Source organism: uncultured Holdemanella sp. (assembly GCF_934754935.1).
GTDB lineage: Bacteria > Bacillota_I > Bacilli_A > Erysipelotrichales > Erysipelotrichaceae > Holdemanella.
In genome coordinates, this window is record NZ_CAKVJB010000030.1 from 17,031 (window position 1) to 29,222 (window position 12,192).

Consider the following 12,192-nt stretch of genomic DNA (forward strand, 5'->3'; position numbering starts at 1 on the left):
GAATGATGGATGAAGATTTGGATTACTAGACATGGCCAAACGGCTTTAAATAAACAAAAATTAATGCAGGGACTTACAGATGAACCCTTAAATGAGACAGGAATTAACCAGGCTAAAGAAGCACGTAAAAAGATTGGTGACATTCATTTTGATGCCGTATACGCAAGTCCACTTCAAAGAGCCATTCAAACTGCAGCCATTATTGGTAATGTGGATAAGAAAGATGTAAAAATCGATTCGCGTATTATTGAAGTAGATTTTGGTGATTATGAATTGAGAAACTACTTTAAATTGGGATTAAAAATGACAACCTATTGGGCACTTCCAGAATTACTTCCAGCCCCTAAATCTGTTGAATCTGTAGAAAGCATGATTAAACGAAGCCAATCATTCTTAAAAGAATTAGAATCAAAGAACTATGAGAATGTGTTAATCGTATGTCATGGTGGTATCATTCGTTCTTTATGTGGTTATCTAGAAGATCGTAAAAATGGCATTAAATGGAGGCCAAAGCCAAACAATTGTGAGATTCGTGTCTATGAATCCAATCATGGTAAGCATTCATTCATCAAGATATATAAGTAAAGGGTGTATAGACTACGTTTAATGGCAAAAAGGAGTAAAAACACATGTTGACATATACTTATTTAGAAAAAGGGAAATTTGCGTTGATAGAGAAACCAAAACCAGTACTTCTTCATGAAAGGGATGCGATTGTAAAAGTGACACTAGCGAGCATTTGCTCAAGTGATTTGCATATTAAACATGGCAGTGTTCCTCGTGCAGTGCCTGGTATTACTGTGGGTCATGAAATGGTTGGTGTTGTAGAAGAAGTTGGAAATAAAGTAACTCATGTAAAACCTGGAGATCGTGTAACAGTGAATGTGGAAACCTTTTGCGGGGAATGTTTTTTCTGCAAGAATGGCTATGTAAATAATTGTACGGATGAAAATGGAGGATGGGCTCTTGGCTGTCGTATTGATGGTGGACAAGCCGAATATGTTCGTGTTCCTTTTGCAGATCAAGGATTAAATAAGATTCCTGAACAAGTTAGTGATCGACAAGCTTTGTTTGTAGGGGATGTGTTGGCTACAGGATATTGGGCAACTCGTATTTCTGAAATTAAAGAAGAGGATACGGTATTGATTATTGGTGCAGGTCCTACAGGTATTTGTACTTTACTATGTGTGATGCTTCAAAAGCCAAAAAGAATAATCATGTGTGAAAAAGATGAACATCGCATTGAATTTCTCCATGAACATTATCCGGAAGTTTTAACAGTCACTCCAGAAGAATGCAGAAACTTTGTACTAGAAAATAGTGATCATGGTGGGGCAGATGTTGTTCTTGAAGTTGCGGGTGTACCATCTACTTTTCAGCTTGCATGGCAATGTGCAAGGCCAAATGCGATTGTGACAATAGTTGCATTATATGATGAACCACAAATTTTACCACTTCCAGATATGTATGGAAAAAACTTGATCTTCAAAACAGGTGGTGTTGATGGTTGTGATTGTGAAAAGACTTTACAATTGATTGCCCAAGGTAAGATCAATACAGAACCTTTGATTACACATACGTATCCTCTTAGTAAAATTGCGCAAGGGTATGATTTATTTGAAAATAAAAGAGATGGTGTAATTAAAGTGGCAATAGAGTGTTGATTTCAAGTATTATGTCGTTAGAATCAAAACTAGCATCTTCTGAACCATTATCTGTTGATCAATTGACAAAAAAACAGTTAGATACAGAACTTCAAAAGGGAATTGATTCCATAAAAGAAGGAAATGTCTATTCTGCAGACAAAGTGGATGCAATACTCGCAAAAGAATTTGGAATATGATTCGTATACATACACAGAAATGGAACTTTTAGCTGGGAGTTCCATTTTTAGTGTGTATCAAAATGGATTTATTTGATAAAATAAAGACACAATGAATGACTAGGAGACGATTTTGATGAATACACAATACAATTATAAAAATATCATAAAGGAAACTCTAATATTAACTGTTGCGGTTGGAATTATTGGTGCAGCCGTCTATTTTTTTCTTGTGCCCAGTCATACTTCGGTAAGTAGTATTTCTGGATTAGGTATTATACTATCTAATTTTATACCTCTACCTTTATCTGCCATCACCATGATCTTAAATGTTGTTTTATTGATTATTGGCTTTTTGACTTGTGGCAAAGAATTTGGCGTAAAAACAGTCTATACAAGTATTATGCTGCCTATATTTCTTGCCCTATTTGAAATTGTATTTCCTAATTTTGAATCGTTTACCAACAGTCAGGAACTTGATGTATTGTGCTACATTCTAGTAGTGAGTGTAGGATTAAGTATTCTTTTTAATCGAAATGCTTCATCAGGAGGTCTTGATATTGTCGCCAAGATCATGAATAAATATCTTCATATGGAACTTGGAAAAGCTATGTCTTTATCGGGTATGTGTGTTGCCTTATCAGCTGCTCTTGTTTATGATAAGAAGACGGTTGTGTTAAGTATTTTAGGTACTTATTTTAATGGTATCGTTCTAGATCACTTTATCTTTGATCATAATATTAAACGAAGAGTATGTATCATCACTCCAAAAGAAAAAGAACTTCGTGAATTTATCATTCATGAACTACATAGTGGAGCAACCGTATACGAAGCGTATGGTGCATACAACATGGAAAAGCGTCATGAAATCATCACAATCGTAGATAAAGCGGAATATCAAAAGCTGATGAAATTCATTAATACACTGGATCCAAAGGCATTTATCACTGTATATAATGTGTCGGATATGCGATATCAACCAAAGATTTGAGTAAGGCAAGACCTTACTTTTTTTCCTTTTAAATGACCTATTTGGACAATACATTTGATTCTAAATAGCTAAATGATTAATATGAAGATAAGGAGATAGGGTATGGATAAAAGGGTAATTATAAATTGTATAATCATAATTATAATTTGGTTTTGTGATCGTATGGATAATTATTATTTGTCTGGAAACACAAGTTTAATTGTGAGTGGCATTAGCCTAATTATTGGCTGCTTAATAATGTGGAGGTTCAACCATGAATATCGATGAATACATAAGGTTTGATGATTTGAATAAACAATTTACCATTCAATCTGGTACATATTCTTATAGTGATGTAGTTCGTGTTTCTGTCTTGAATGAAAAAGCTAAGTACAAAGGAAAGGGTATTCCGTTTACGGCTATAGTTCCTAGCGGGCCATTACCATCTGGGATTCTACAAAATCCATATTTATTTGTAGGAGTTAAGGTTGTATTAAAGGATGGAACGATTTTGGCTATTTATACTTCTAAAGAAAAGACAATGGTCAATACGAATCAATATATTCATGATCGTAAGGTTGCAGAAAAGATAAAAGAGGTGATGAAAGATGTGTGTAAAATTTAAGGATGAATATTTAGAGGTGGATGATAAAAGATGCTTGTACTCGGATATTTTAAAGTGTTCCATTCAAAATGAAGATGCCCATTTTAAAGGAAAGACCAAACCATTTACGCATACCATACTTGGTGGAACCACATTTATGGCTGGTGCAGTAGAGCCTATGATGTATGTTGGAATTAAGTTGACTTTAAGAGATGGAAGTGTAATACCTTTATATGTATCGAAAGAGAAGGTATTGTTTAATAGTGAAATGTATTTAAGCGATGAAAAAGAAGCTGAATCGATTTTAAGGGAGATTAAAAAAAGAATCGATTAAGATTCCTTCTTCTTGTATTCAGAAATAATCAATCCTGAAAGAGTTAATATGGTCCCTAGAACTATAAATGGTGTGATTCTTTCATGTAGGATGATTGCCGAAAAGATAATTGTGGCGATGGGATTTAAATATACATATTGATTGGTTCTGACACTTCCTAATATGGAACAAGAATAGTTCCAAATCACAAAACATCCTGCACAAGCTATTACACCTAAGAAAAGTAGATTTAATAGATTGATTGGGATTAGAATGTCATGCATGGATACATCAAATCCTAGAAAAGGAAGGTTTAATGCCATAAAGAAGAGTCCCCACGCAAAGATGCGTTTCGTGTTTTGAATGGAAGTATGCCCTAATTCATTGACTTTTTTTAATACAACACTATATATAGCCCACATAATCGCTGCCACAATTGTAAGAATATCTCCCTTTGGAGATAGGTGCATTTGTTTGCCGTTAAAGCTAATAAAGAAGATGCCAATAAAGGCAACAATAAATCCAATCGCAAAGTTGATTTTAAAGGGTTCATCTTTGAAACATAAATAGGCAAGTATTGAAGTAAAGAATGGCGCTACAGATATTATTACACCAACATTAGTGGCATATGTATAGACTAAAGCTGTACTTTCTAAAAAGTAGTATAGGAAAACACCGGTCAATCCACTTAATATATACCAAATTTCATCTTTTCTATTTTCTAATTTTAGTATTTTAGGACTTAAGATGCATAGAGTTAAAAAGCCAATTAAAAAGCGTATAAATAAGAGTTCAATGGGTGTAAATGTATCTAAAAGAATCTTACTGGATACGAATGTTGAACCCCAAATCATAATGCATACAAAGGCTAAAATATGTCCAATCATTATTTTATTTTTCATACCCAAATATTATAACAAGAAATTGAAGGGAAGTGTTAAGATATGAAAAAATTAGATCCTGTTGTCATTATTGTTGATGTATTATTACTTATCGGATGTGGATGCATGTTCTTATATGGAAAGATGTCAGCCCATTCCTTATTCATTGTTGGGCTTGTTTTGATTGTGGTTTTACTTATATATTTGTATACCACAAACTACAAGGACAATCATTATGGTGGAAGATTCCACAAAGACTTTTAGGCGGTAGAAATACCGCTTTTAGTATGCTATATTTAGATAAAAGAGGGCGATATTATGGGCGGTTTGTGTGTATTACTATTAATGATGTTTTGTGTAGGATGGATCTTATGTGTGTTCTTTCTATCCATGTTGATTCCACTATTGATCATATATAATGGAATTGTTGGTGTTGTATGTATCATTCTATATTTTGTACTACGCAAAAAAGGTGTTTTCACTAAATATGCAGAAGGCTATAAACATGTATTGTCCGTTGTTTTAAAATATTTTCTAATTGTTTATGGAAGTATTTCATTAGCATTTAGTATCATTTTAGCTATTTTAAACTTTTGTTAGGAGAAGAATATGACAATATTAGGTGTGGATTTAGGAACAACCAACAGTTTAGCGGTTGTCTATAAAGAAGGAAAGCCAGTATTGATTCCCAATGCGTTTAATGAATATATAACGCCAAGTGTAGTCAGTATCTTGGATGGAAAAATTGTTGTAGGAAAACTCGCCAAGGAAAGATTAGTTACGCATCCAGAGTGTAGTGCATCCTTGTTTAAACGAACTATGGGTACAGATATTACTTATACATTAGATAAGAAAGAATATGATTCAGCTACACTTTCTTCTTTTGTCGTGAAACAATTGATAGAAGATGCACAAAACTATTTAAGTGAAAAAATTACGGAAGTTGTGATTAGTGTTCCTGCTTATTTTAATGCACGTCAAAGACAAGATACAAAGCGAATTGGAGAATTATTAGGTGTTAAAGTAGAGCGTTTGATCAATGAACCAAGTGCTGCAGCTATCGCATGCCATATGGACGATGAATATGAAACATTCGTTGTTTTTGACTTTGGTGGTGGAACCTTAGATGTTTCAGTTGTTGACTGCTTTGAAAATGTGATTAGTATCAATGCGATCAGCGGAAACAATCATTTGGGTGGTACAGATTTTGATCGTGCTATGGCCGAATATTTTTGTTTGAAGAATGGATTAAACTATAATGTCTTGAACCCTTCTTTTCTACAAAGCATATTGCGTGCTTGTGAACAAGCCAAAATCAAGTTAAGTACACAAAGTGTGGTTGAAGTATCTTTAGTTCATTTAAATAAGAATTATAATTGTATATTTGATGAAAATGTATTATTCAATATTACACATTCTCTACTAGAATCTTGTAAGAATGTGATTGGTAAAGCTGTTAAGGATAGTGGTTTTTCAGCAAGTGAACTTGATAGTTTGATCCTTGTAGGAGGCTCAAGTCAAATGCCGGTACTTCAACATTATTTATCAAACGCTTTAAATATTCCTGTATTAAAAGAAGAGAATATGGATTCTTTAGTTGTGTTAGGACTAGGGAAATATATTGGCATTAAACAAAGGGATGAAAGTATTAAAGACATAGTTGTAACAGATATTTGTCCTTTCTCTTTAAGTACTTCGACATATAACGAACAAAATCCAGACTTAGAATTATCAACCGTGCTTATTCCTAAAAACTCGGTTTTACCGACTAGTAAAAAGATGACTTTACGTACGGTACATAAGGGACAAACTAAAGTCAATATTAGTGTGTTTCAAGGGCAAGCTATGTATGCCAAGGAAAACTTATTTTTAGGCCAAGCTTTTATTCATGTTCCTAGAAATATGCATGATTATGAATCTTTTGATTTAATATATTCGTATGACATCAATTCCATGTTGTATGTAGAAGCTATTGTGCATTCGACTAAGGAACATTATATTTTTAGAGTATCAAAAGGTAATGTATTAGAAAAAGTAGATGCTTCTGTTCGTTTGGATTCCATTAAAGAAGTGTCTTTAGCTTTATACCAAAATAATGAAGTGGATACCTTGCTTGCTCGTATTGAAAGAATCTATCAAGAGGTGGATGAGCAAACACAAGATTATTTAATGCGACTTCATGCAGACTTTACAAAAGACATGGATACTTTGATCAACAATATTCAAAAAAGAAAACATCTTATCAATCAAGTTTCACAAATCTTAGATCAGATTGAAGAAAGTCAAAATGTAGATCAATTAGATATCTTTAGTCAAGAAGAGAATGAAGAAGGAGAGTATTTGGCATGAATTGTTGGGAAGTATTAGGAATTGAGCCTACAAAGGATAAAAAAGAAATCAAGAAAGCTTATGCGAGACTTTTAAAACAGTATCATCCGGAAGAAAATCCAGAAGAATTTAAACAAATCCAAGCGGCTTATCAACAATGTCTACATCTAGATCATGAAATAGAGTCTGTTTCATACGAACAAAATATAGAAAGTAAACAAGATATTATAACACCACCCATTTCAATAGAAGAAGATACAATCCTTCCTCCACCCATTCCTAAAGTAGAGACTTTGTTTGTGAAAAATGAAGAGGATGTAGTTGTATATCAAGATATATTGAATTCGATTGAAAGAAGTTTGCCTAAAAAGATTGGTTCTAAAGAAATTGTACAGGTATTTACTGATTCTAAATTTTTGCCGTATTTAGAGGATGAATTGTTTTGTAGAAGATTAGAAGACATCTTTTTATCTCGTCAATTAAAATATGTCAAAAATCCAAGGGATTCGGTTTATATCTATTTAGGAAAATATAGTATGTCTAGATTATCGAGTATTTTGGAATATTCGAATGTGCCATATTATAAACGTCCTGCCTTTGTAGCTTTTATTGTGATTAGTGTCATTCTTGTAGAATTGATCTTAGGCATAGTTTAAGAATCGCAAAAAAATAAACAAGAATCCTTAATTGTAAATAAGAAGGCTAGAAATAGCCTTTTTATTATGGTAATGTTTAATCATGAAAACATATTTAACTTTAGAAAAATCAATCACTCATAAATCGAATTATGATGGATCTTTATATAAATCTTATGTAACTTCCTTTTTTTCATATACAAAATCACATCACACAATCAATGATTTTTATGATGAAGAAGGAAATGTATATATTCCAGAAACTGTTTATATATACGAATCAAAGAAAGATCCAGACACAAATGAAATCTTTGTCCGAGCAGAAGTTGAGTTTGAAGGTGATATGGATTATCTTCTAAATAAAACACTCTATTTTAATGAACCTGAATGGTTTCATGATTTGAGACATGAAAAGATCAATAAAATTGTGTGCAGCTATTCGGATTGGGATATATGTGATTTAATCGATGATAAAACTAGTGACAATCGAACTATAAATATATCTATATTTGATACTGGAATGATTCAAATTGAGGATTCTTTGATTTCAACCTATCAAGTGGACAAGACATATATTCAACAATTCTTTGAAGCTATGAAAATAAATCTAGGTAGTGAAACTACATATGAACCTAGATATGTTGGTGGATGGTCTAGAAGTTTTACTTTGTATTGTGAAAATGGAAATGTGTTTGAATATCATGGCAATTATTGTACAGAGCCTGATGAAAAGAATATTACGACAAATATAGTAGAGGAGTTACTCAAGAAATGTCAGATAACAATTTAATTTTAGAAGATATAAAATCCAACACATCTTATTTAGATGGTTCTATTTATAAAACATATATCACCAATCTCTTTTCGTACACAAAAGCTCATCATCGAATTCAATATCTTTATGATGAAAATGACAATGTGCATTCAGTTGAATTGTATGAAATTATAGATCGTAAAGTAGATCCGGACACAAATGATTGTTTGATTCGTGCTGAACTTGAATTTGTCGATGATGAAGATATGGATTATCTTCTAAATAAACCACTCTACTTTAAAGAACCAGAATGGTTTCATGATTTAACACATGAAGAAATTGTACAATTGGATTGTGTATTTGAAGAATATGAAGATGTTTTAGGACCACTTATTGAAAGAAAAAATATATCAATAAATGTGGATGGAAAGATTCAATTGGACTCTAAAACATATCATGTATCGGAATCGATTATTCAAGATTTCTTTGACGAGATCAAAATGAATATGGGTAGTGAAAAGACATATAAGCCAAATTTATGTGGTGGTGAAAGTAACCAATATATTTTACATCTAAAAAGTGGCAAAGTCATTGAATATTCAGGTGATTATGCATTGTGTGATGGAACTCCATATGGATTTGAACAATATACAAAAATGATTGTGGATGATTTACTTAAACAAGTGATTGATTCTTTTTGAGATTTTTTATAAGCTATTATTAAAGGAGAAATTATAATATGAAATATGGATTTGGAGTCGATATTGGTGGTACTACAATAAAGATTGGTTTATTTACAGTGGAAGGGAAATTGATTGAAAAATGGGAAATTCCTACTAATAAAACAGAGAATGGAAAACATATTCTTACTGAAATTGCTGATTTTATTGATCGTACTATTGAATCGAAAGACATCGATAAAAATGATGTTTTTGGTGTAGGTCTAGGTGTACCAGGACCGGTCAATAAAAATGGGGAAGTAAATGGATGTGTAAACTTAGGTTGGAATAAATTCAATGTCGAAAAGGAATTTAATGAAATTTCTGGTTTTAATGTAAAAGTTGGAAACGATGCCAATGTGGCAGCCCTTGGAGAAATGTGGCAAGGTGCAGGAAAAGGTTATCAAGACGTATTGATGGTTACACTTGGTACTGGTGTTGGTGGCGGATGTGTTCTAGATGGAAAGATCATTTCTGGAATGCATGGAGCTGGTGGAGAAATTGGACACATGCCTGTAAGGGATGATGAACCAACTGCTTGTAACTGTGGCAATCATGGTTGTTTAGAACAATATGTTTCAGCTACAGGTATTGTCACTCAGGCTAAGAAAACTTTAGAACGAGATACTCGTAGTTCGAGTTTACGAGACTATTCATCTTTAGAAGCCAAGAATATTTATGATGAAGCTAAAAATGGGGATGAAGTTGCCAATGAAATTGTTGATTTAACTTGTAAAATTTTAGCTAAATCACTCGCACAAGTATGTTGTGTAATGGATCCAGAAATTATCGTGATTGGTGGCGGTGTTTCTAAAGCTGGAGAGATCTTAACTTCAAAAATCAGTACTTTCTTTAAAGAGTATGCATTCCATGCATGTGAAAACACACCTATCGTTTTGGCGAAACTTGAAAATGATGCTGGAATGTATGGATGTGTAAAATCATTGTTTTAACTCTACTAAAAATGCAAGGCTAAATCCTTGCATTTTTTCTATAGTAATGGTGAAAAGATACGAATAATGCTTAAGAATAAGCCTTTCACAATATTGACATGTGTATCTTCTACTTGAATTTTTTTACACTTTTCCAATGTGTCCATAAAGTTTAGTTTCACATCTATGATCTTCTTTGACTTATATAATAAAGTGCCATTCTCAAAATGTAGATATAATGATCTGTAATCTAAGTTGATTGTTCCTACTGTGGCATATGTATCATCACATATAAAGACTTTAGAGTGTACAAAACCAGGTTCATATTCATAGATTTTAACGCCACCTTGAATCAATTGCGCATAATACGTTCTACCCATATCATGTACGATTTGTTTATCGGCAATACCTGGCATAATGATTCTAACATCCACACCTTTTTTAGCCGTATGAATCAACGTATTGATCATTTCAGAATCAATAATTAAATACGGTGTCATAATATACACATAGTTATTGGCATTATTTAATAAGTCTTCATAAACAGATTGACCTGTTAGTTCTTCATCTAATGGTGTTTCTGCATAAGGAGCAATATAGCCATCATATAAAGTTTCATCTTCAATAATTTCACTTTTAAATACCGTATAATCCTCATCTTCGTGGCGCAACGCATTCCAGTTTGTCAAAAACATGACTAAATAAGACCATACAGCTTTACCTTTAATGCAAATGATATTGTCCATCCAATGACCATACTTAACTTTCTTATTAATATATTCATCCGCTAAATTAGCACCACCACTAAAGGCAACCTTTCCATCAATAACCATGATTTTCCGATGATCCCTATGATTCATGATCGTATTGATAATAGGGGAGATTCGATTAAAGGAAACGGCTTTAATGCCTTTTTTCTCCAATTGTCTAGCATAAGAAGCAGGAAGTGTACCTAACGATCCCATATCATCATACATGACACGTACTTCAACACCTTGTTTGACTTTTTCTTCTAATATAGAAAGTATAGAATTAAACATAAAACCTTCTTCAATAATGAAGTATTCCATAAATATGTATTTTTCTGCTTTTTGAAGTTCTTCTAACATTACATCAAATCCATTTTCACATGGAGCATAATATTCAAAGACGGTATTACGATAAAAAGGGTAGCCTTCTTCAGATAGAAAGGCAAGTTGGGATACATAGTCTGGATTTTCATTACGGATTTCATCTATAATCGATTCATCTTGGATATAATAAGAAGATGCCTTTTTTTGTTCTTGAATGATATTTCGAAATGTTTTTCCAAATAATAAGCTTATTAACATCAATACATATACAAATGTACCAAATACAGGAAATAAAATGATTAAAAGGATCCACATTAAATCGGAAGACAGGTGTCTGCTCGTTCGAACGATATTTAAGACAATTAAAACAGATAGAATGTGCAATACAACTTCAATGAATACAAATGACGTTGTTAGCCATTTGAATAATATGCAATATAATCCAACTTCACCAAGTGCAATAATGACTAATGGAATAATTCTACCTAACCATATTTTTAATTTCATACAATCAACTCATTTCTGCATAGAGTAATATACCATTTAAACTAAAAAGAGCCAACAATAAATGTTGACTCAAAATATCTTTAATAGAGGAGAGAACTAGAATGTTAGTGTTTGAGGAGTCTAGTTCTCTAATCGACTGTTAGATGAATTATAACATATGAGGTAGTTGGCGTTATTTTCATATGCTAAAAATTATTATGTTGGCGTTTGAAGTCATCTAACTAGGCATATTATAACACGTGAAAACGAAAAATATAATGACATATGTCATAAATTTACAAAATTATTGTAAATAGAATGAAAGCCAACACTCTGAAAGGGTAAGAAAGAGTGCTGGCCATTTGGAATAGGCTAGATAAGATGTGAGTAAGGGTTCTTACCTAGCATAGCATAGTATAACACTATGTATACGATTGTGCAAAAAGAATATTAACATTTGTTTCTTTAACTGATGGTTTTGCCTAATATATAGCGTGATTATATATTTTATTTTTTGATTATTCTATAGTTATAGAACCATAAAAAACAATTTTTGTGATTTTTGCAGATTCGTTATACCATACAAATCCAACGGCACCACCCGGTAGTTCGACAGTTGTAAAATCGTAAATATTCCAAATGTCGCTTATGTAGCGCTTTTTTTATGTCAAATTT

15 protein-coding genes are annotated in these 12,192 nt (G+C 32.5%); 13 read left to right on the plus strand and 2 right to left on the minus strand.

The window, feature by feature from the left end; all coding sequences use genetic code 11:
* Positions 1 to 9 precede the first annotated feature (9 nt).
* The 6 genes from Q0E86_RS08540 to Q0E86_RS08565 all read left to right on the plus strand — a co-directional run bounded on the left by Q0E86_RS08540 (position 10) and on the right by Q0E86_RS08565 (position 3,730).
* Complete coding sequence (locus tag Q0E86_RS08540) at positions 10 to 585, plus strand: histidine phosphatase family protein (protein WP_295756201.1); 576 nt, start codon at positions 10 to 12, stop codon at positions 583 to 585.
* A 44-nt stretch (positions 586 to 629) separates the two neighbouring features.
* Positions 630 to 1,664: an alcohol dehydrogenase gene (locus tag Q0E86_RS08545; protein ID WP_295756204.1), complete on the plus strand. Its 1,035-nt coding sequence runs from the start codon at positions 630 to 632 to the stop codon at positions 1,662 to 1,664.
* A complete protein-coding gene (locus Q0E86_RS08550) occupies positions 1,658 to 1,843 on the plus strand; it encodes a hypothetical protein (protein WP_295756205.1) in 186 nt (61 codons plus the stop codon). Before Q0E86_RS08545 ends, Q0E86_RS08550 begins: the two co-directional genes overlap by 7 nt.
* A gap of 115 nt (positions 1,844 to 1,958) precedes the next feature.
* Positions 1,959 to 2,813: a YitT family protein gene (locus Q0E86_RS08555; RefSeq protein WP_295756208.1), complete on the plus strand. Its 855-nt coding sequence runs from the start codon at positions 1,959 to 1,961 to the stop codon at positions 2,811 to 2,813.
* A gap of 253 nt (positions 2,814 to 3,066) precedes the next feature.
* Positions 3,067 to 3,417, plus strand: a complete 351-nt coding sequence (locus Q0E86_RS08560) for a hypothetical protein (protein ID WP_295756211.1) — start codon at positions 3,067 to 3,069, stop codon at positions 3,415 to 3,417.
* Positions 3,401 to 3,730 carry a hypothetical protein gene (locus Q0E86_RS08565; RefSeq protein WP_295756214.1) on the plus strand — a complete coding sequence of 110 codons (330 nt, stop codon included), beginning with the start codon at positions 3,401 to 3,403 and terminating at the stop codon, positions 3,728 to 3,730. The genes Q0E86_RS08560 and Q0E86_RS08565 overlap by 17 nt, the downstream gene beginning before the upstream one ends.
* On the opposite strand, the gene Q0E86_RS08570 is transcribed toward Q0E86_RS08565, so the two are convergent.
* Positions 3,727 to 4,611, minus strand: coding sequence for a DMT family transporter (locus Q0E86_RS08570; RefSeq protein ID WP_295756216.1), 885 nt, complete (start codon positions 4,609 to 4,611; stop codon positions 3,727 to 3,729). The two genes, Q0E86_RS08565 and Q0E86_RS08570, sit on opposite strands and share 4 nt — an antisense overlap.
* A 42-nt stretch (positions 4,612 to 4,653) precedes the next feature.
* Here Q0E86_RS08570 and Q0E86_RS08575 point away from each other — a divergent pair, with 42 nt between their 5' ends.
* The 7 genes from Q0E86_RS08575 (at position 4,654) to Q0E86_RS08605 (ending at position 9,979) form a co-directional block, all read left to right on the plus strand.
* Entirely contained in the window at positions 4,654 to 4,854 is a 201-nt protein-coding gene (locus tag Q0E86_RS08575; RefSeq protein WP_295756219.1) for a hypothetical protein, read from the plus strand.
* 54 nt (positions 4,855 to 4,908) lie between these two features.
* Entirely contained in the window at positions 4,909 to 5,190 is a 282-nt protein-coding gene (locus tag Q0E86_RS08580) for a hypothetical protein (protein WP_295756222.1), read from the plus strand.
* Positions 5,191 to 5,199: 9 nt separating this feature from the next.
* The gene (locus Q0E86_RS08585; RefSeq protein ID WP_295756225.1) at positions 5,200 to 6,939 is read left to right on the plus strand and encodes a molecular chaperone HscC; all 1,740 of its coding nucleotides are present in this window, start codon (positions 5,200 to 5,202) and stop codon (positions 6,937 to 6,939) included.
* A complete protein-coding gene (locus tag Q0E86_RS08590) occupies positions 6,936 to 7,574 on the plus strand; it encodes a J domain-containing protein (RefSeq protein WP_295756226.1) in 639 nt (212 codons plus the stop codon). The genes Q0E86_RS08585 and Q0E86_RS08590 overlap by 4 nt, the downstream gene beginning before the upstream one ends.
* 82 nt (positions 7,575 to 7,656) lie before the next feature.
* Positions 7,657 to 8,343: a hypothetical protein gene (locus Q0E86_RS08595; protein WP_295756240.1), complete on the plus strand. Its 687-nt coding sequence runs from the start codon at positions 7,657 to 7,659 to the stop codon at positions 8,341 to 8,343.
* Positions 8,325 to 9,008, plus strand: a complete 684-nt coding sequence (locus tag Q0E86_RS08600; RefSeq protein WP_295756242.1) for a hypothetical protein — start codon at positions 8,325 to 8,327, stop codon at positions 9,006 to 9,008. The genes Q0E86_RS08595 and Q0E86_RS08600 overlap by 19 nt, the downstream gene beginning before the upstream one ends.
* A 38-nt stretch (positions 9,009 to 9,046) precedes the next feature.
* Entirely contained in the window at positions 9,047 to 9,979 is a 933-nt protein-coding gene (locus Q0E86_RS08605; protein ID WP_295756250.1) for an ROK family glucokinase, read from the plus strand.
* A 38-nt stretch (positions 9,980 to 10,017) separates the two neighbouring features.
* Here the strand turns inward: Q0E86_RS08605 and cls are convergent, their stop codons facing one another.
* The gene (cls, locus tag Q0E86_RS08610) at positions 10,018 to 11,538 is read right to left on the minus strand and encodes a cardiolipin synthase (protein WP_295756253.1); all 1,521 of its coding nucleotides are present in this window, start codon (positions 11,536 to 11,538) and stop codon (positions 10,018 to 10,020) included.
* Between the last annotated feature and the right edge of the window lie 654 nt (positions 11,539 to 12,192).